This is a genomic window from Streptomyces sp. NPDC047042 (assembly GCF_040644035.1).
In the GTDB taxonomy this organism is placed as follows: Bacteria; Actinomycetota; Actinomycetes; order Streptomycetales; family Streptomycetaceae; genus Streptomyces.
Genome location: NZ_JBEYVP010000028.1, coordinates 62,205 through 83,029, shown reverse-complemented (window position 1 = coordinate 83,029; position 20,825 = coordinate 62,205). Strand labels below are relative to the sequence as shown.

General features: G+C 69.8%; 13 protein-coding genes. 7 read left to right on the top strand and 6 right to left on the bottom strand.

The features are described 5' to 3' along the window. Positions 1-154: 154 nt before the first annotated feature. Complete coding sequence (locus ABZ855_RS30300) at positions 155-538, bottom strand: SMI1/KNR4 family protein (RefSeq protein ID WP_360812199.1); 384 nt, start codon at positions 536-538, stop codon at positions 155-157. A 322-nt stretch (positions 539-860) separates the two neighbouring features. Here ABZ855_RS30300 and ABZ855_RS30295 point away from each other — a divergent pair, with 322 nt between their 5' ends. Further along, positions 861-1,484 carry a hypothetical protein gene (locus ABZ855_RS30295; protein WP_360812197.1) on the top strand — a complete coding sequence of 208 codons (624 nt, stop codon included), beginning with the start codon at positions 861-863 and terminating at the stop codon, positions 1,482-1,484. Positions 1,485-1,816: 332 nt separating this feature from the next. On the opposite strand, the gene ABZ855_RS30290 is transcribed toward ABZ855_RS30295, so the two are convergent. Beyond that, complete coding sequence (locus ABZ855_RS30290) at positions 1,817-3,835, bottom strand: non-reducing end alpha-L-arabinofuranosidase family hydrolase (protein ID WP_360812195.1); 2,019 nt, start codon at positions 3,833-3,835, stop codon at positions 1,817-1,819. Positions 3,836-4,194: 359 nt separating this feature from the next. Here ABZ855_RS30290 and ABZ855_RS30285 point away from each other — a divergent pair, with 359 nt between their 5' ends. From ABZ855_RS30285 to ABZ855_RS30265, 5 genes are all read left to right on the top strand, one after another. After that, on the top strand, positions 4,195-5,052 hold the full coding sequence (locus ABZ855_RS30285; protein WP_360812193.1) for an oxygenase MpaB family protein: 858 nt from the start codon (positions 4,195-4,197) through the stop codon (positions 5,050-5,052). Between the two features lie 57 nt (positions 5,053-5,109). Beyond that, a complete protein-coding gene (locus ABZ855_RS30280) occupies positions 5,110-7,344 on the top strand; it encodes a serine/threonine-protein kinase (protein ID WP_360812191.1) in 2,235 nt (744 codons plus the stop codon). A 356-nt stretch (positions 7,345-7,700) separates the two neighbouring features. Then, a complete protein-coding gene (locus ABZ855_RS30275; RefSeq protein WP_360812337.1) occupies positions 7,701-9,368 on the top strand; it encodes an NAD(P)/FAD-dependent oxidoreductase in 1,668 nt (555 codons plus the stop codon). Positions 9,369-9,629: 261 nt separating this feature from the next. Continuing rightward, the gene (locus ABZ855_RS30270; RefSeq protein WP_360812189.1) at positions 9,630-10,757 is read left to right on the top strand and encodes a nitronate monooxygenase family protein; all 1,128 of its coding nucleotides are present in this window, start codon (positions 9,630-9,632) and stop codon (positions 10,755-10,757) included. Between the two features lie 32 nt (positions 10,758-10,789). Then, on the top strand, positions 10,790-12,340 hold the full coding sequence (locus tag ABZ855_RS30265) for an acyl-CoA synthetase (protein ID WP_360812335.1): 1,551 nt from the start codon (positions 10,790-10,792) through the stop codon (positions 12,338-12,340). 114 nt (positions 12,341-12,454) lie between these two features. Here the strand turns inward: ABZ855_RS30265 and ABZ855_RS30260 are convergent, their stop codons facing one another. Continuing rightward, positions 12,455-14,932: a penicillin acylase family protein gene (locus ABZ855_RS30260; protein WP_360812187.1), complete on the bottom strand. Its 2,478-nt coding sequence runs from the start codon at positions 14,930-14,932 to the stop codon at positions 12,455-12,457. 112 nt (positions 14,933-15,044) lie between these two features. Here ABZ855_RS30260 and ABZ855_RS30255 point away from each other — a divergent pair, with 112 nt between their 5' ends. Next, entirely contained in the window at positions 15,045-16,544 is a 1,500-nt protein-coding gene (locus ABZ855_RS30255) for an acyl-CoA synthetase (RefSeq protein WP_360812185.1), read from the top strand. Positions 16,545-16,565: 21 nt separating this feature from the next. On the opposite strand, the gene ABZ855_RS30250 is transcribed toward ABZ855_RS30255, so the two are convergent. The 3 genes from ABZ855_RS30250 to ABZ855_RS30240 form a co-directional block, all read right to left on the bottom strand. After that, on the bottom strand, positions 16,566-17,132 hold the full coding sequence (locus tag ABZ855_RS30250; protein ID WP_360812184.1) for a cysteine hydrolase family protein: 567 nt from the start codon (positions 17,130-17,132) through the stop codon (positions 16,566-16,568). Between the two features lie 113 nt (positions 17,133-17,245). After that, complete coding sequence (gene paaK, locus ABZ855_RS30245) at positions 17,246-18,541, bottom strand: phenylacetate--CoA ligase PaaK (protein ID WP_360812183.1); 1,296 nt, start codon at positions 18,539-18,541, stop codon at positions 17,246-17,248. A 165-nt stretch (positions 18,542-18,706) separates the two neighbouring features. After that, complete coding sequence (locus ABZ855_RS30240) at positions 18,707-20,803, bottom strand: sulfatase (RefSeq protein WP_360812182.1); 2,097 nt, start codon at positions 20,801-20,803, stop codon at positions 18,707-18,709. Positions 20,804-20,825 lie beyond the last annotated feature (22 nt).

Sequence of the window (20,825 nt, the reverse complement as noted above, 5' to 3'; positions counted from 1 at the left end):
GAGGATTCTCCGTCGAGGGTCGGTCCGCACCGCCCGCCGTGGTCGCCGTCTCTGGTGGTGACCGTCGAGGACAAATCAGGAGGTGGCCCTTCGGGAGTGCCTTCCGGTCCATCACGGCAACGCGGGCTCCCCGAACCCGAAAATGCCTCTCGTGTCAACAAAAGGGGTCGGAACAAAGCGATTCGATCCAGGACGTGAAGTCCACGGACTCTACGTCGAATTCCTCAGGACCCAGGTCGCCCAGATCTGAGGCGAACACGGCGGAGCCCGGATCGTCGGCACGCAGGAGGAAACCGCGGCCACCACTGTCGTCGCCGATGAGAATGAAACCCGGTGCGTACTGCGCGACTTCGTAAGTGGTGTTGCGTTCGCCGATGCACCTGGCTGAGTACACGGATACGCCAGCATCAGTCATCAAACCGTCCGTCACCTTCCACAACGCCACCAGCGAAGCCGGCAGGCTCAGCCCAATCTCCGCCCGAGCTTGCGCGACATCAGCGGATGTGGCCACTGTCGACCCGGGAACCGACTCTGTCATGTCGACGTCACTCCTTCACCCTGGCAGGTTCACAGCTCCCAAACCTGAAGCGTCGACTGCCACAACAAGCACGGGAGCGGACGATGCCCCCAGGGCAAGTGGACATGTGCGGCCGGCGTCTCGGGTGCGCGGCTACTCTACGCAGATGTCGTACCGACTCGACGCTGTCGTAGGTGATTTCGACCGCTTGCGAAGCTGGGCCGAAGGAGTGCCGGGTGCGGTGGTCGCCCCGCTCAGGCAACGTATGGGGTTGCTGCCCATTTCCACGGCGCTCTGCGGTGACCTGCCGGGAATGCTTTGTGATCTCTCACTGAGTGGACCGGTGGCTCATGTGCGTGCGGACTTCTGGGGCGGCGAGGGGGATCAGACCGCCGCCCTGTGGCGGGCCGGTGTACTGGAATGGGGGCCGGTGCACACCTCGGAATTCAGCGGTCCGCGTGAGGACTGGCCGATCAACGCTGCGCTCGCCCGGCTCGGTGTGGCGTTGGTCAGCTCCGGCGCGCCGGACTACCGCGACCTGTTCGTGGAAGTGGGCCTCGGCCAGGGGCGGGACGAGGAGGACTGGTGCCGGGCCGCTCTGCAGGCCTGCGACGTGGCCGACTACGACGAGTGGCACGCGAGAGAGCAGACCAAGCGCGAGTCCGAGGAGCGTGGCGCAGCCGAGCGTGCCTTCTCTGAGCGGCTCCCCGGCGTCCCGGTGCCCCTCAACGGCAAGGAGATCATGACTCTGCTCGGCCTGCCGCGAGGCCGGACGATAGGGGCGGCCATCCGCCACCTCCAGCAACTCCACGTCGACCGCGGCCCCCAGTCCCGCGAGGAAGCCGAAGCGGCACTGCGCGCTTGGGCAGCAGCGCAGGGCTTGACCCCCGCCACCACGGGACGGGTGGATGCGACGTCGCCGCGCGTTCGCCGCCCGGCGTCTGCCGACCGCCACCGCGGCCAGTAGTCATCAGGACGGCCTCCTTGAAGCAGGGCCCTGAGTTCAGACTCTGGTAGCAGCTGAGGGTCAGGCGTTGCCGTGAAGGCCAGGGGGCGGTCGGCGCGTGCTGCCGACAGCGCGTGGTTGACGGTTTGCTGGGTTGGTGTGAGGTCGCGGTCTGCTGTAGCCAGTCGACAAAGACGCAGGTCAGCGCGATGCGCTGGAGACACCTGGCGGCTGTGGTCACAGGGCGCTGCGTTCGGTGCGGTCACGGGCTTCTGCCTGCGATCGCAGACAAGCGCAGGCGACCGCGGGAGCGCCCCGTTCACGCTCGCGCGGTCGCTCGGCTGCTGCCGGTGTCAGCAGGTCGAGTTGGTCTGGGTGAGGAGACCCAGGCGCCACGGCAGACTGTTGTAGTCACCGCCCGCGTTGGGGTCCTTGCCCTGGTACAGGTACTGCAGCCTGCAGGCCGGGATGGTGAGCGTCTGGTCGTAGCCCGCGCGGATCATCTCGCCGTGACTGATGTCCCGGGTCCAAGTGCCGCCGGGGAACGTCACGTTGCCCGACTTGGCGAACGGGTTGCTCTCCGAGGCGGCCAGCGGTGTCCAGGAACCGGCGAGACTGCTCGCGGTCCAGGAGCGGAAGTAGCGCCGGCCGTCCGAGGCGATGGCCTCGACGAGGAGGAGGTACTGGTTGCTGCCCTGCACCTTGTACACGTTGCTCGCTTCGAACAGGGCGTACTTGGAGTCCTGCGCGGCGATGACGGTGTTGGTGAAGCCGTTCGGGAACTGGCCGACGGTCGTCTGGGAGCGGTACAGATGCCCGTTGTCGTCGGAGGAGAACAGGTAGCAGTTGGCGCTGTCGCAGATCACCCACATGTCGACCCAGTAACCGTTGCCGATGTTCTGCCGGATGATCTCGGGCATCGACGAGTAGAAGTTGCGCGGGGCGCTCCACCCGTTGGGGTTGCTGATGTCGGAGTTGGTGGAGTACGAGGCGTTGCCCGTCTGGTAGACGAGGTACCACAGGCGCTGCGGCGCGTTGTAGAACACCTGCGGCGCGGCCCGGTACCCGGCGCCGATGGCGGTGCGGTCCAGGTAGTGGTGCGTGGCCGAACCGGCCTGGGACCAGTCGGTGAAGTTCAGATAGACCAGGTTGTACCCGGAGGCGTTCGCGGTGCTGGCGAACACGTGGTATTTGCCGTTGTAGTAGACGACCGACGGGTCCTTGATCCCGGCGATCTGGTGGGTAGCATCCGACTTCGGCCCGATCAGCGATCCGCTCGAGTTCCAGCGGAAGGTGGAGGGGAGCGCGGCGGCGGACCCGGCCGAACGGGTGTCCGCCCGCTGTGCCGCCGCGCTGCCGCCCAGCGCGGTCAGGGTCGACTGGAAGGCCGCTTTCTTGTTGCCGTTGCGGTCGAACAGCAGGGGGTTCTCACCGCTGCGCCAGGAGTCGCTGTCCCGGATGCCCCAGACGGTGATGCCGGTGCAGCGTGCCACGTTCATACAGGCCCGCACCGTGTTCGCGTAGGCCGTCGCCGGTGCCTGCGCGATGTCGAGTTCGGTGATCTGTACGTCGACGCCGAGCGCCGCGAAACTCGACAGCGTCGTCTGGAAGTTCGACGGCGGGCCGCCGGCCCCGAAGTGGGACTGCAGGCCGACGCAGTCGATGGGCACGCCCCGCGCCTTGAAGTCGCGCACCATGCGGTAGACGCCCTGCGTCTTGGCGTCGTTCCAGTTCTCGATGTTGTAGTCGTTGTAGCAGAGCTTGGCGGCGGGGTCGGCCGTCCGCGCGGTGCGGAAGGCCTGCTCGATGAAGCCGTCGCCCAGCAGGTTCTGGAACACCGAGGAGCGGTGCTGGCCACTGCCGCCGTCGGCGAAGGCCTCGTTGACCACGTCCCAGGAGTGGACGCGGCCCTTGTAGTGGTTCATCACCGTGGTGATGTGGTTGTTCATGACACCGCGCAGCGTGTTCGCGTCCCCGATGGAGCTGACCCAGCCGGGCAGTTGCTGGTGCCACACCAGGGTGTGGCCGCGCAGGCGCTGCCCTCGGGCCGCCGCGCGGTTGGCGATCTGATCGCCGGGGCCGAAGTTGAACGAGCCGCGTGCGCGCTCGGTGGTGTCCCACTTCATCTCGTTCTCGGCTGTGACCGAGTTGAACTCGCGGTCCAGGATGGTCGAGTACGTGCCGTCACCGAGTCTGCCGGCGGCCACGGCGGTCCCGAAGTACCGCCCCGACTGGGCGGCCTGGGCGCCCAGCGTGGAGGCACGGACGTCGTCGGGAGCGGCGGTCGCGGCCCCTGGCGTCACCAGGGCGGCCACGGCCAGCAGGGGTAACACCGAGGCTCGGCGGCGGCCGAGACGTTTCAGCGGGTTCATGGTTCTCCTCGTACGGTCGGGTGGGGGGTTGCGCCGTGCCGTCGATCGAACTCGTTGGGCAGGATGATAGGAGCCCGACACATCCCGTCAATACCTCTCGCAAAATGCGCTCTCGGCGTCGAAATATTTCGTTACGCGTGGCTCAAACCTGAACGATGTCCCACATCGACGCAGTCCACGTTCCGAAATTTGATCGAAAGTTCGAACCGGCGCCTCTAATTCGGGGACTGCGTGAGTCACGACTGCACAGGGTGTCATCCACTGTCTTCGACCAGAGGCATCACTGCAGTCGTCGCGGGCATGACCCAGGGACGCCCCGGGAAAGACCGAGGTGACGTCGCGACCGAAGGAGGCGGCGAATGGGCGGGACACCCACAGGCGATCCGGGACTGTTCGGCCCCCGGTCCGTCACCTGGCAGCTGCACGCCGACCCCATGATGTGGGTCGCCGGAATCCGCGCCCTCTACTTCCAGGCGCTGCATCCGCGCGCGGTGCGCGGGGTCCTGCAGAACTCGGACTTCCGGCAGGAAGCCTGGGGCCGGCTGATGAGCATCGCGAACTTCGTCGCCACGACCACCTACGGAACCACGGACGCGGCCGAGAAGGCGGGCGCCCGGGTGCGGAAGATCCACCGCATGCTCTCTGCCGTCGACCCGGACACGGGGGAGCGGTACGGCGTCGACGAACCCGGACTGCTGCTGTGGGTGCACTGCGCCGAGATCGACTCCTACCTGCACATCCTGCGCCGCTCCGGATACCCGATCACCGACACCCATGCCGACCGGTACATCCGAGAACACCTGGTCAGCGCCCGCCTGGTGGGCCTCGACCCCGACGACGTACCGTCGAACCAGGACGAGATGCGCGCGTACTTCGAGAAGGTCCGCCCCGAACTGGCCGTGGGAGCCGAGGCACGCGAGGTGGACGACTTCCTGTTGCGTCCTCCGACACATCCACTGCTCGTCCCGGCGCGTGAGGTGCTGTGGCGGCGCGTGGCACAGCTGGCGTACGCCTCTCTGCCGCCGTACGCCCACGAGCTGTACGGCCGAGCCGCGGCCGAACCGGCCACCGTCTCCCGGCAGTTGCGTGCCACGGGTACCGTGTTGCGCTGCGTTCCCGCACGTCTTCGCTGGCAACTCCCGCCCAAACACATTCTGCGGGCCATGTCACGGCTCGGCCCCGGCTCGCGCCCCGCGCCGTACAAACTCGGACGATAGCTCGCCATACTGGACGGGCCAGGGGAGGGCGAACAGGACCGGGGGCGGCAGCGGGACATGGCGGACACCAGACTGATCCAGAGTCGGTACCGGCTGATCGATCTGATCGGGCGCGGCGGCATGGGAGAGGTGTGGCGTGCTCGCGACGAGTCGCTGGGGCGCCAGGTGGCCGTGAAGTGCCTGAAGCCGCTCGGCCCCCACCACGACCACTCCTTCACCCGTGTCCTGCGGGAACGGTTCCGGCGCGAGGCACGGGTGGCCGCCGCACTGCAGCACCGCGGAGTGACCGTCGTGCACGACTTCGGCGAGTCCGACGGGGTGCTGTACCTCGTCATGGAGTTGCTGGAGGGGCGCAATCTGAGCCAGCTCCTGGAAGACAACAAGCACCATCCGCTGCCCGTCCCGGACGTCGTCGACATCGCCGACCAGGTGGCCGCCGCCCTCGCCTACACCCACCAACAGGGCATCGTCCACCGTGACTTGAAGCCCGCGAACATCATGCGGTTGACCGACGGTACGGTGAAGATCTGCGACTTCGGCATAGCGCGGCTCGGTCACGACATCGGCTTCACCTCCCGGCTCACCGGCACCGGAATCGCCATGGGCACCCCGCACTACATGTCGCCGGAGCAGATCAGCGGCGGCGAGGTCGACCAGCGCAGCGACCTGTACTCCTTCGGCTGTGTGTTGTACGAACTGGCCACCGGGGTACCGCCGTTCGACCTCGACGACGCCTGGGCGGTGCTCGTCGGACACCGTGACACCCCGCCCGAGCCGCCGCGCAGCCACCGTTCGGAGGTGCCCGAGTTCCTGGAGCGGGTCATCCTGGCCCTTCTCGCCAAGCGTCCGGAGGAACGCCCCAGTGACGCACGGGAGTTGGCCCGCAGGATCAGCGCCGGCCGGGCCACCCCGCTGTACGTGCCGACCGTCGTCACCCCGCAGCCCCAGTTCCGGCCCGCCGAGCCCGCCACCCGCGAACCCCGGCTGCCGTCCTGGACCCGGGGCATGACCAGCGGCCACAAGGCGACCGGCGCCCGCAGAAGCACCCCACCGCCGGACCCGTCGGCGGGGCTCACCGGCGACTGGATCGCCCGCCCGGTCGGGGGCCGCCCCGAGGAACCCGTACCGCAGTCGCCGCCCGCTCCGTCGCCCCAGACGCTCAACGCGCTGGCCGGACGGCACAACGCCGGCCTGAGTCTGGGGCGCCTCGGCCGCTGGGCCGAGGCCGGCGAGGTGCACCGCGCGGTCGCCGCCGAGCGCGAACACGTCCTCGGACCCGCCCACCCCGACACCCTCGCCAGCCGCTACGAGGTCGGCTTCACCCTCAGCCGCACCGGTCGCGCCGCCGACGCCCTGCGCGAGTACACCCAAGTGGCCCGTGAACGGGAACGGGTACTCGGCGCCGACCACCCCGACACATTGGCCACCCGGCAGGAAATGGCCTACGTCCTGGGGCAGTTGGGTCGCCATTTCGAGGCCCACCAGACCTATACGAACGTCCTGTCCGCCCGCGAGCGCACCATGGGCCCCGACCATCCGGACACCCTGCGCTGCCGCCACAACCTCGCGTTCAACCTGAGCCGTCTGGGACGCCTGGAGGACTCGTACCGCATGGCCTGCGAGGTGGCGACGGCCCGCGCCGGGGTGCTCGGCGCCGCCCATCCCGACACCCTGGTCACGCGGTACGAAGTCGCCTACGCGCTCGGCCAGTTGGGACGCTGGCCCGAGGCCCTGCGGACGTACCAGGAAGTCGCGGCAGCCCGCGCGGAGGCGCTCGGGCCCGATCACCCCGACACGCTCGCCGCTCGCTACGAGGTCGGCATCAGCCTCGGCCGGCTCGGCCGCAGCGCGGAGGCCCTCAAGCTGTACCGCGACCTGGTCGACGACCGCACCCGCGTCAACGGCCCCGCGCACCCCGAGACCCTGCGCGCCCGGCACGGTCTGGGCGTCAACCTCGGCCGCCTCGACCGCTGGGAGGAGGCGCTCGCGGAGTCACGCGACGTGTGCGCGATCCGCGAACGGATCCTGGGCGCCGACCACCCGGACACCCTGGTCAGCCGCCGAGAGGTGGCTGTCGGCCTGGGCTGGCTCGGCCGCTGGCCCGACGCCCTGACCGAGTACCGGCGGGTCGCCGCCGCCCGCGAACAGGTACTCGGCGCCGACCACCCCGACACGCTCGCCAGCCGCAACGACGAGGCCCACTGCCTGGAACAACTGGGCCGGGGCCCCGAGGCCGTCGAGCTGTACAGGAGGGTGGCGGCACTACGACAGCAACGGGCGTCGGGCCACTGAGCCTGCCGAGCCGGCGCCGGGAGCGCGTCCACGCGTCGCGCGCAGGCGGGATCTGACGCCAGACCGACTCTGGGGAAAAGGCATCGTCGGCGCGAGTGACGCCTCCGCCGCCGGACCCGACCCACGGCGGCCGTGCCCTGCCGCACGGGTCGGCGAGGCGGGCGGCGAATCCGACGAGCCCGGCACCAGCGAGTACCGGTCGCGGCGTCCCGGACGCGGGGGAGTTGTTCGGTGCGGCCTTGCTCCGTTTCCCCGGCCGTTTCCCCGGCCGGTTCGTCGCCGTGCCCAAGAGCGGGGACGCGGCCCCGCTGACCGTGGCCGGCCCGACGGCTCCTGCGCCCCTCGGACCTACAGGTCTGGCCGGGGTGGATCATCACGTGTTACCAAGAGCCATGCCCGCACCCGAGCACCCCGACCCGACCGAGCACCCCCACCGAGCCGACCGAGCCGACCGGACCGGCAGATCCGACCGCCGCGACCGATGCGACGCGGTGATCGTCGGCGGCGGGCACAACGGTCTCGTCGCCGCCGCCTACCTGGCCCGCGCCGGGAAGTCCGTGCTGGTCCTGGAACGGCTGGCCGGTACCGGCGGCGCCGCCGTGTCGACCCGGCCGTTCGCCGGGGTCGACGCCCGGCTGTCGCGCTACTCGTACCTGGTCAGCCTGCTGCCCCGGAAGATCGTGCGCGATCTCGGCCTGGACTTCCGGGTGCGCGGGCGCACCGTCTCCTCGTACACCCCCGTGGAACGGGACGGCCGGCCCACCGGACTGCTCGTCGGCGGCGGCGAACGCCGCACCCGCGAGGCCTTCGCACGGCTCACCGGAGGGGAACGGGAGTACGAGTCCTGGCAGCGCTTCTACGGCATGACCGGCCGTGTCGCCGAAAAGGTGTTCCCCACCCTCACCGAGCCGCTGCCCACCCGCGACGAACTCCGCCGCCGCGTCGACGACGAGGACGCCTGGCGCACCCTCTTCGAGGAGCCGATCGGAGCGGCCGTCGAGGCGAACTTCGCCGACGACCTCGTACGCGGTGTCGTCCTGACGGACGCCCTGATCGGCACCTTCGCCGACGCGCACGATCCTTCCCTGCGACAGAACCGCTGCTTCCTCTACCACGTCATCGGCGGCGGCACCGGAGCCTGGGACGTTCCCGTGGGCGGCATGGGCGCCCTGACCGACGCCCTCGCCGGCGCCGCCCGCAGCGCGGGCGCCGTGCTCGCCACCGGCCACGAGGTCGTACGGGTGGACACGGACGGCCGTACCGCCGAGGTGACCTACCGGACGGCCGACGGCGAGAGCACGGTCGGCGCCCGGCACGTACTGGTGAACGCCTCGCCGCGGGAACTGGCCGCACTGACGGGTGACGCCCCGCCGAGCCCCGCCGAAGGCGCCCAGCTCAAGGTGAACATGCTGCTCACCCGGCTGCCGAGGCTCAAGGACACGTCCGTCGACCCGCGCGAGGCGTTCGCCGGGACCTTCCACATCGCCGAGGGGTACGAGCAACTGGCCGCCGCCCACGCCCAGGCGACCGCCGGTGAACTGCCCGCCGCGCCACCGTCCGAGATCTACTGCCACTCGCTCACCGACCCGACGATCCTCGGCCCGGACCTCGTCGAGCGGGGCTACCAGACGCTGACCCTGTTCGGCCTGCACACCCCCGCACGGCTGTTCGCCCGTGACAACGACGCCGTACGGGACGAGCTGCTGAAATCGACCCTCGCCCAGCTCGACGCCCACCTCGCCGAGCCTCTCGCGGACTGTCTGGCCACGGACGCGGAGGGGCGCCCCTGCATCGAGGCGAAAACCCCCCTCGACCTGGAACGCGACCTGCGCCTGCCCGGCGGCAACATCTTCCACCGCGACCTGACCTGGCCGTACGCCCAGGAGGACAGCGGACGCTGGGGCGTGGAGACCCGGCACGCGAACGTCCTGCTGTGCGGGGCGGGCGCGGTGCGCGGGGGCGGGGTGAGCGGGGTGCCGGGGCACAACGCGGCCATGGCCGTACTGGAGACGGACGAGAACTGACGGGACGGGGAGGGCGGACGGGACTGGGAGGGCAGACGGGACTGCAGGCGATTGACGGGACTGCGCGCGACTGGCGGGACTGCGGCCGACCGGCGGGGCTGAGGGTGCCGGCGAGGCTCACCCGGCTGGCAGGGCCGCCGGGGGCTGAGCACCGGCGAGGCGTTCGCCTGCCCCAGCCTCGCCCTTGCCCGATGGCCAAGAATCTGACGGTGTATCAGAAAACCTCTTCCCTCGTCCGGAGGACTGCGGCATCCTGCGGCCATGCAGACGGAGCTGAGCAAGAAACTGGGAATCGAGCACGCCGTCTTCGGCTTCACGCCGTTCCCCGCCGTCGCCGCGGCCATCAGCCGGGCCGGGGGTTTCGGGGTGCTCGGAGCGGTCCGCTACACGGCGCCGGACGACCTCAAGCGCGACCTGGACTGGATCGAGGCGCATGTCGAGGGCCGGCCGTACGGGCTGGACGTCGTCATGCCGGCCCGCAAGGTCGAAGGGGTCACCGAGGCCGAGGTCGAGGCGATGATCCCCGAGGGGCACCGCCAGTTCGTCCGGGACACCCTGGCCAAGTACGGGGTGCCGGAACTGGCCGAGGGTGAGGCCTCCGGGTGGCGTATCACCGGGTGGATGGAGCAGGTCGCCCGCAACCAGCTCGACGTGGCCTTCGACTACCCCATCAGACTGCTGGCGAACGCCCTGGGCTCGCCGCCCGCCGATGTCGTGGCCCGCGCGCACGACCAGGGTGTGCTCGTGGCGGCCCTCGCGGGCAGCGCCCGGCACGCCCAGAAGCATGCCGAGGGCGGTATCGACATCGTCGTCGCGCAGGGCTACGAGGCGGGCGGTCACACCGGTGAGATCGCCTCCATGGTGCTGACGCCGGAGGTGGTCGACGCGGTCGACCCGTTGCCGGTGCTCGCCGCCGGCGGTATCGGCAGCGGACGGCAGGTGGCTGCCGCGCTCGCCCTCGGCGCCCAGGGGGTCTGGCTGGGCTCTCTCTGGCTGACCACCACCGAGGCGGACATGCACTCGACCGCGCTGACACAGAAGCTGCTCGCGGCGGGCTCCGGCGACACCGTCCGTTCCCGCTCCCTGACCGGGAAGCCGGCGCGTCAGCTGCGCACCGACTGGACCGACGCCTGGGACTCCACCGACGGACCCGGCACCCTGCCCATGCCCCTCCAGGGTCTGCTCGTGGCCGAGGCCGTCTCCCGCATCCAGAAGTACGAGATCGCGCCCCTCCTCGGCACGCCGGTCGGCCAGATCGTCGGCCGGATGAACAGCGAGCGAAGCGTCCAGGCCGTCTTCGACGACCTGACCAGCGGCTTCGAGCAGGCTGTGAACCGAGTCAACCGGATCGCGGGCCGAAACGCCGACGGAAGGAGCAACCAGTCGTGAGCGTGACAGCGAGCGGGACAGCCAGTGGGCAAGTGAGCGAGACCCCCAACGGATTCTGGGCGCAGGCCACCGTCGACCCGGAGCGCACGGTCCTCATCGCGCCCGACGGTGAGCAGTGGACCGCCGGACGGCTGCACGCCGCCACCAACCAACTGGTCCACGGGCTGCGCGCCGCCGGACTCGAACGCGGTGACGCCTTCGCCGTGGTCCTGCCCAACGGTGTCGAGTTCCTCGTGGCGTATCTGGCCGCCTCCCAGGCCGGGTTCTACCTCGTCCCCGTCAACCACCACCTCGTCGGGCCCGAGATCGCCTGGATCGTCGCCGACTCCGGCGCCAAGGTGCTCATCGCACACGAGCGGTTCGCCGACGCGGCACGCGCCGCCGCCGACGAGGCACAGCTCCCGGCGGAACAGCGGTACGCGGTCGGCGAGGTCGACGGCTTCCGGCCGTACGGCCAACTCCTGGACGGACAGCCCGAGTCGGCGCCCGAGGACCGCACCCTCGGCTGGGTCATGAACTACACCTCCGGCACCACCGGCCGCCCGCGCGGGATCCGGCGCCCGCTACAGGGCAAGCCCCCCGAGGAGGCGTACCTCGGCGGATTCCTCGGCATCTTCGGCATCAAGCCGTTCGGCGGGAACGTGCACCTGGTCTGCTCCCCGCTCTACCACACGGCCGTACTCCAGTTCGCCGGCGCGTCCCTGCACATCGGGCACCGTCTGGTACTGATGGACAAGTGGACACCGGAGGAGATGCTCCGCGTCATCGACGCCCACAAGTGCACGCACACCCATATGGTCCCGACCCAGTTCCACCGGCTCCTCGCGCTGCCCGAGCGGGTGCGGCGGGCGTACGACGTGTCGTCCATGCGGCACGCCATCCACGGCGCCGCACCCTGCCCCGACCATGTGAAACGGGCCATGATCGACTGGTGGGGCGAGTGCGTGGAGGAGTACTACGCGGCCAGCGAGGGCGGCGGGGCGTTCGCGACCGCCGAGGACTGGCTGAAGAAACCCGGCACGGTCGGCAAGGCCTGGCCGATCAGCGAACTCGCGATCTTCGACGACGACGGCAACCGGCTCCCGCCGGGCGAACTCGGCACCGTCTACATGAAGATGAGCACCGGCGGCTTCGCCTATCACAAGGACGAGGGCAAGACGCTCAAGAACCGTATCGGCGACTTCTTCACCGTCGGCGACCTGGGCCTCCTGGACGAGGACGGCTACCTCTTCCTCCGCGACCGCAAGATCGACATGATCATCTCGGGCGGGGTCAACATCTACCCCGCCGAGATCGAGTCCGCCCTGCTCGGCCATCCCGCCGTCGCCGACGCCGCCGCCTTCGGCATCCCGCACGACGACTGGGGCGAGGAGGTCAAGGCGGTCGTGGAGGCGGCACCCGGACATGTGCCGGGGCCCGACCTGGCCGCCGAGATCCTCGGCCACTGCGCCCGCCGGCTCGCCGGGTACAAGCGGCCCAAGAGCGTCGACTTCATCGAGCACATGCCACGCGACCCCAACGGCAAGCTGTACAAGCGGCGGTTGCGCGACCCGTACTGGGAGGGCCGCACAAGGCCCGTGTGAGCGGCCGCGAGCCGGCGTATGGACGGCGTTGTGCTCGCGGTGTGGTCGCGGTGTGGTCCCGTCCCGCCCGGAGACGGGACGGGACCACACCGGAGGACCGGCTCCTTACGTCCCTCAGCCGTGCACCCGGACCACCCGCAGCGCAGGCGACGACAGGATGTCCTTCTCGCAGAACCTGGCCCGGACCCACTTCTCGGCCGAGAACAGCCGCGTCTGGTCAGCGAAGTGGGGCGAGTTCGGATTCGACGACTGGGAGTACGTCAGCAGTGTCCGGGCCACCGGGCAGCGGCTGCCGTCCCAGCCCACGGCCTGGATATGGCTGGACCCGAACGCGTTGTCCCGGTAACCGCCGTTGGCCGTGTCCCACACGGGCTCGATCTTGTTCCACACGCCCAGCGACTCGGTGCCGCCCCCGACCGGCAGCCGCTGACCCTTCCGTACGACGTACTGGTGGTCCCCGAGGCGGGCGTTCAGCGGGATGCCCGCCGCGCGCAGCTCCGTCACCGCGTCCGCGAGAGCCCGGGTGAAGCCCGGCGCGTCCGTGTTGAGCGTGTTGGGCGTGCCGACCGGATCCGCCGCCGAGAACGGCACCTTCCAGAGCTGCGCGGACGGCACCGCGCCGCGAAGCTTGCGCCAGAACCGGTCGAAGAGCAGCGCGCCCCGGCTGTCACTGTTCATGGTGCGGTCCCAGGACGCCAGCACCCCGCACGCCTGACTGACGTCAACCGCCGTACCGGCACTGCCCGTTGCCGTACCACCCGGCAGCGCGGCACAGGCCCGGGCCGCGTCGGCCGCGGCCAGGGCGCCAGACGTCGAACGGTTCGAGAACTGCTGCCGCTGGAGGTCGGCGACCGTCAGCCCGCCCTTCGCGGCCAGCGCCGCCACATCGGCGACGGCACCCCGGGTACGCGGCGAGACGGCCGTGCGCACCGGGCCGAAGATCCGCTCGTACCCGGTGATCGGCTTGTCCAGGTTGGTCAGCCACGCGCTGTCGTTGGAGTTCTCGACGTACGGCGTGTCCTTCAGGGTCGGCATCCGCGCGGGACCGAATATCCCGGGCGCCACGGCGTCCGGATCGTCGCCGATGGCACAGTCGGCGCGTGAGCCGTCGAGGACCGCGACGCCCGCCGCCGGATAGAGCACCCTGCCGAGCGGCGTCGAACAGGCCGCCGCCAGCTCGTTGGTGATCCGGGGGAGCACTTGCGACTGGGAGAACAAGGAGTGCCCCGAGGAGTCGGCGGCGACCGTGTTCACCCAGGGAATGCCCTGGTGCCTGTCGAGGGAGCTGAGGACATCGGCGGTACCGCGCGCCTTGCTGAAGCCGAGCGAGGTGTCGTAGAAGCGCAGGTTCGCCGAGTTCGGGTCGTTCAGCGCGTACGCCGTCGTCGTGGTCCAGGGCAGGGGGAGGTCACCGCCGGGGGAGAGGACGACGGGGCCGTAGCGGGTCCACCACTGGGTGCGGGTCACCGGGGAGCCGTCTTTCACCGGGACGGTCACCGACCGGCGGGTCATCCGCTCCGCCCTGCCGTCGACCAGGTATGTCGTCGGGTCGGCGGGGTCGAGCTTCAGCTGGTGCAGGCTGAGTGGCACACCGGTGGACACGGTGTGACTCCACGCCACGTTCGCGTTGTACCCGATGGAGATCGTCGGCGAGCCGAGCAACGACCCACCGGCAACGTTCAGTTCACCCGGGATCGTCTGCTGGGACTGCCAGAACCGGCGTCCGCCCTGCCACGGGTAGTGCGGGTTGCCCAGCAGCAGGCCACGGCCGTTCGCCGTCGTACTGCCGTTGAACGCCACGGCGTTGGAGCCCATGTCGGATATGTGAAACAGCTCGCGCGCGCCCCGGGCGGCGGCAGAGGCGTCCGGAAGAGCCGACTTCGTGGACGCGCTCGCCGCGCCCGACACGGCCGACGCGCCGGACGCGGTGGAGGCCGTCGGCGGCTGTGCGGCGGTGATCGCGTCCACGAAGCCGCCCTGTCCGCCAAGCACCGCGAGGGCGTACGCACGCGTGGCCACGTCGAGACCGGTGACCGGCCGGACCCAGCCGGCGCCCGCACAGGCCGGGTCCTTGACCCGGTTCTGCTTCAGCCAGGCGTTGTAACCCGCCGCCCAGCCGTTCATCAGGTCCTTGACGGACCGGCTCGGGCCCTGCGGCGCCGGCTGGGCGAGCAGCCCCTCGACTGTCCGGTTGTCCCGCACTCCACGGAAGTAGAGATCGCTGGAGAGGTTGTCGGAGGCGTCGGAGAGCGAGAAGTCCGTCGAGGCTTCGGGCCCGAACCAGCGCGAGCGGTCGCCGCGCAGGGTCACGAAACCGTCAGCGAGCACGCACACCTGGTCGGCGGCCTGTGCCCAGCCGCTGCCGAAGCCGAGGTTCTCGTAGTCCTTCGCGACGATGTGCGGGATGCCGTACTCGGTGTAGCGGATTACGGCGGACAGCCTGCCGTGGGAAGGATGTCGCTGGGACACCTGTGATGCCGATGTCTTCGATGCCTCCGCGGGACCACTCTGGGCCATGGCGGCGGGCAGTGCCGAAGTGGCGGTGAGTAATGCGACGGCCGTGACGACGAACCGTCTCGTTCGGGTGCGCATCGTGCCTCCCAACGTCATTGAGGGAAGGAGCGGTTGAGCGTACCAACGGGTATGTCGCCCGGCCCCCTCCGGTGCTTGACCTCGTTCGGTGACCGAACCAGGATCATGGACTATGACGCAGCAATACGGGAGCACGGTTGACGGGGTGCTGCGGCGCAGCGCCCAGCGCGTTCCGGCGCGGGTGGCGGTCGAGTACCGCGATCGGACCTGGACGTACGGGGAACTCGACGAGGCCGTCTCCCGGGCCGCCGGCGTACTGCGCGCCGAGGGACTCGCCCCCGGCGACCGGGTCGGCGCCTACGGGCACAACTCCGACGCCTACCTCATCGCCTTCCTCGCCTGCGCCCGCGCCGGACTCGTGCACGTCCCCGTCAACCAGAACCTGACCGGCGACGACCTCGCCTACCTGCTGGACCAGTCCGGCAGCACCCTCGTCCTGACCGACCCGGACCTGGCCGCCCGGCTCCCCGGCGGCGTACGGGTCCTGCCGCTCCGCGACGCCGACGGCTCGCTGCTCGCACAGCTGGCCGACACCGAGCCCCACGAGGGCCCCGAGTCACGCACCGAGGACCTGGTGCAGTTGCTGTACACGTCCGGGACCACCGCGCTGCCCAAGGGCGCGATGATGACCCACCGCTCGCTGGTGCACGAGTACCTGAGCGCGATCGCCGCCCTCGACCTCAGCCCAGGCGACCGGCCCGTGCACTCGCTGCCCCTCTACCACTCGGCGCAGATGCACGTGTTCCTGCTGCCGTATCTCGCGGTCGGCGCCCCGAACATCATTCTCGACGCCCCGGACGGCGACACGATTCTCGACCTCGTCGAGTCCGGCCGCGCGGACAGCCTGTTCGCGCCGCCGACCGTGTGGATCGGTCTCGCGGGCCGCCCCGACTTCGCGACCCGCGACCTGAGCGGACTGCGCAAGGCGTACTACGGCGCCTCGATCATGCCGGTCCCGGTGCTGGAACGGCTGCGCGAGCGACTCCCGAAACTCGCCTTCTACAACTGCTTCGGCCAGAGCGAGATCGGCCCCCTCTCCATGGTTCTCGGGCCCTTCGAACACAAGGGCAGGCTGGACTCCTGCGGACGCCCGGTGCTGTTCGTGGACGCCCGCGTGGTGGACGAGGACGGTGCGGAGGTCCCCGACGGGACACCCGGCGAAGTCGTCTACCGTTCCCCGCAGTTGTGCGAGGGCTACTGGGACAAGCCCGAGGAGACGGCAGCCGCCTTCAAGGACGGCTGGTTCCACTCGGGCGACCTGGTCGTCCGGGACGCCGACGGCTACTACACCGTTGTCGACCGGGTGAAGGACGTCATCAACTCCGGTGGCGTACTGATCGCCTCACGCCAGGTCGAGGACGCCCTCTACACCCACCCGGGGGTCGCCGAGGCGGCCGTCGTCGGCCTTCCCGACGAGCGCTGGATCGAGGCGGTCACCGCGATCGTCGTCCCCCGGGGCGAGGTCACCGAAGCGGAACTTCTCGCCCACGCCCGCGAGAAGCTCGACCACTTCAAGGCACCGAAGCGGGTGCTGTTCGTGGACGAACTGCCGCGCAACGCGAGCGGGAAGATCCTCAAGCGGGAGCTGAGGGACCGGTTCGCGGATTCCTGACGGTCCCCCTCGCCCTGACCGTCAGCCCTCGTCCTGAGTGGCGAAGGTCGTCTCCACCGTGCTGACGGTCTCACCGCTGCGCCCCGGAGCGTCCTGGAACTGCCAGTAGAGGTTGGTGTGCGCGATCACCTCGGCCGGCGTCGGAGCTCCGTACTTCGTGAGGTCCTCCGTGGTGTGGGCGTCGCCGACGAGCGTCACGTCGTATCCGCGCACGAAGCCGCCGTGCAGCGTGGAGCGGATGCACGCGTCGGTCTGGGCGCCCGTGACGACCAGCCGGCCGACCCCGCGCTCCGCGAGGACGTCCTCCAGTTCCGTGGCTTCGAACGAGTCGCCGTATTTCTTGTGGACGAGGGGCTCGGTGTCACGGCGGACCAGTTCCGGCACGTACTGCCAGCTTTCGCTGCCCGTCCTCAGCTCGTCGCTGGAGTGCTGCACCCAGACCACGGGCACACCCTCCGTGCGGGCCTTGTCGACGAGGGTGTTGATGTTCGCGATCACCTTGTCGCGGTTGTGAGCGCCGTCCACCACGCCGTTCTGGACATCGATGACGAGCAGCGCGCTGTTCGGGCGGTCAGTCAGGGTCGTCATGGGAACCTCTTTGTCTCCTCGGCGCGGATTCTCGATCTCGCCCCACAGTAGAACCGACCACTGACAACGGCATCCGACCTGCGGTTTTCCCAGTCAGCGGGGTCGCGCCGACGTCAGCGCGACCTGAGATCCACCACCCGCCGGATCTTCCCCACCGACCGCTCCAGTGTCTCCGGCTCGACGATCTCCACCGCCGCCGAGACCCCTATACCGTCCTTCACCGCCGTCGCGATGGCCCGGGCCGCCGCGTCCCGGGTCTCCGGGGTTGCTCCAGGGCGGGCCTCGGCCCGGACGGTGAGGTGATCGAGGCGGGACTCGCGGGTCAGCCGGAGCTGGAAATGGGGTGCGACGCCCGGTGTGCGCAGGACGATCTCCTCGATCTGGGTGGGGAAGAGATTCACTCCGCGCACGATCAGCATGTCGTCGCTGCGCCCGGTGACCTTCTCCATCCGCCGGAACACGCGAGCCGTACCGGGCAGCAGCCGCGTCAGATCCCTGGTCCGGTAGCGGATCACCGGCATCGCCTCCTTGGTGAGCGAGGTGAACACCAGTTCCCCCTTCGCTCCCTCGGGCAGCACCTCGCCCGTGATCGGGTCGACGACCTCGGGGAAGAAGTGGTCCTCCCACACGTGCAGCCCGTCCTTGGTCTCCACGCACTCCTGGGCGACTCCCGGGCCGATCACCTCGGACAGCCCGTATATGTCGACCGCGTCGATCGCGAACCGCTCCTCGATCTCCTCACGCATCCGCTCGGTCCACGGTTCGGCCCCGAAGATGCCGACCCGCAGGGAGGTGCCCCGGGGATCGACGCCCTGCTTCTCGAACTCGTCGAGGATCGTCAGGAGATAGGAGGGCGTCACCATGATGATCCCGGGCCGCAGATCCTGGATCAGCTGGACCTGGCGTGCCGTCATTCCGCCGGACGCCGGGATCACCGTACAGCCGAGCCGTTCCGCGCCGTAGTGGGCGCCGAGACCGCCGGTGAACAGGCCGTACCCGTACGCCACATGAACCGTGTCGCCGGGTCGGCCGCCCGCCGCCCTGATCGAACGGGCGACCAGGTCGGCCCACAGGGACAGGTCGTTCGCCGTGTAACCGACGACCGTGGGGCGCCCGGTGGTGCCGCTCGACGCGTGGATACGGCGGACCTGGTCGCGGGGGACGGCGAACATCCCGTACGGGTAGGTGTCGCGCAGGTCCGCCTTGGTGGTGAAGGGGAACCGGGACAGATCGGCGAGGGAACGGCAGTCGTCCGGGTGGACGCCGGCCTTGTCGAAGGAGGCGCGGTAGAAGGGCACGTTGTCGTAGGAGTAGCGCAGCGAGGCCCGCAGCCGCTCGAGCTGAAGTGCGCGCAGGGCCTCGAGGCCGAGGCGCTCGCCCGCGTCCAGCCACTCCGTCGCATCCGCCATCGGACGTCTCCCTCACATCGCGGTCGCCGGCACCCGACCCGGGCGACCGATCATTCGGTCGAGGTGTTCTGGATCAGTAATCCAGGGCGGCGAGACGCGTGCAAGGGGTCCTGCTCCGAAAACGGGTAGGTGTCGGCCCGCGCGGAGCGCGGGCCGCTCACGCTTCTACTTCTGCCCGTACGCCGTCATGAAGCGGTCGCGGAACTTGTCCATGCCCCACTCCGGGGCGTTGGGTGCGGGCTTGAGGCCGTCCGTCCAGCCCCAGTCGGCGACGCGGTCCAGTACCTTCGGGTCGTGGGCGATGATCGTGACCGGCACGTCCTTGCTGGTGCTGCCCCCGGTGACCAGGGGGACGGGCTGGTGGTCGCCGAGCAGGACGAGAACGGTGTTGTCGTCGCCGTAGCGCTGGACCCACTGGATCATGCTGTCCATGGAGTACTGGATGGCCTTGTGGTACTCGGTCCGCACGCGCTTGGCGCTCTTCCAGACCTCCGTGGGGTTCGTGCCCTCTTTCTTGATCTTGTTGAAGATCGTGCCGTCCCCGAGGTCGTTCCAGTCGATCATGTGGGCGATCGGGGACCAGGGATTGTGGCTGGAGGCCAGGATGATCTCCGCCATGATCGGGTCCCGGTTCTTCTTCCCGTGTTCGAGCTTCTGGAAGGCCTCCAGGCTGAACTGGTCCGGCACCGGTGTCCAGCTGAAGTACGGCCCCTGGTAACCGAGGTGCGTCGAGTCGTAGATGTGGTCGAGGCCGAAGTACTTGCCCTCGGGCCAGGCCTTACGGACGCCGGGGACGATGCCGACCGTGCGCCAGGCGCCGGTCTTCTGGAAGTAGCTGGTCAGGGTGGCGCGGTCGCTGGTGGTCACGGTCCGGTACCGCTGCTGGTTCTTGATCCACAGACCGGACAGGAACGTCGAGTGGGCCAGCCAGCTGCCGGCGCCCGCCACGGGTGAGGTGAGCCAGCCGCTGCGGGCCGCGAAACCGGCCGACTTGAGCCTGGCGTCGGACTCCTTGAGTGTCGCGTCGATCTCCGGTGCCATCGCCGGATCGTCGATCGCCACCCTGCCGTAGCTCTCGATGAAGGTGAACAGCACGTCCTTGCCGCGCAGTCCGGTCAGCAACTGGTCGGTCGGGGTGTTCGCGAAGGCGTCGACGCGGAGTTGCTTGTCGAAGACCTCGGCGTCCCCGAGGCCTTCACGGACGTACTCCACCTTGTTGGTGAGGTACTGGGAGTAGCCCTTGGTGGCTATCGTCACCCCGCCTGCCTGCACGCCCATGGTGAAGCAGACGATCCACGCGGTGCCGAGGGCCAGCGTGCCGCGCACGGCGACGGGGCGGTGCCTGGCCATCAGGTCGGCCAGCCGCACCACGGCGAGCGAGCTCAGCGCGAGAACGGCGATCAGCAGGACGATCACGCCGATCACCGCGAGCACCTCACCCGAGCGACCGAGCGAGTCCTTCAGGAAGTCCGCCGCGTCGGAGAACAGAACCCAGTCGAAGACCAGGTCGAACGGCCGGGCCAGGGTCTGGTAGAAGCCCATGTCGAGACACTTCAGGACGGTGGACAGCCCGAGAAACGCCCCCAGGGCGACGGCCGTGATCCGCCGTGCCTTCGACGGCAGGACGAGCAGGACGGCCGCGAGGAAGATCGCCTCGACCGGGAGCCGGAAAAACGACGCGACGGTCATCCGGTCGAGGCGGTTGGGCATGAGGAGCACACCGATCACCAGCACACCGGCCAGGACACTCGTCCCCACCCGTACGGCACGTGCGGCGCGGGGGAAACGACGGCGCCAGCCGAACCAGCCGGGGCGGACGCCGGAGGAGGCGGCCCCGGCTGGTTCGGGTTCGTCGGTGGAGGCGGTGGACGTGGTGGACGTGGAGTCGGGGGCCGCCGCGTCGGCGGACTCGGCGTCGGCGGAAGCCACACGGGTGACGGCGGCCTCGTCGGACGCCTCCGTGTCCCCGGCGCCGTCGGCCGTCTCGCCCGCCACGGGGCGTGCGCCCGGCTCGTCCGCCGCGACGATCGTCGTCGTGCCGGCCGACTTCTCGTCCGCCGGTTGGACGCCCCCCGGTTCAACGCCCTCCGCTTCCACGTCTGCGGGTTCTACGTCCGCCGGATCCCCGTCCGTCGTAGCGCCGGACTCGGTGTCGTTCACCGTGGGAGCGGGCGACGCTTCCTCGGCCGTTGTCCCGTGCGCGTCGTCCGTGTCGTCCGTGTCCGTCTTCGGGTGTTGACGAGGGGGCGTGTGGTGCGACACCCGTGGGTCCTTCCGTGCGAAG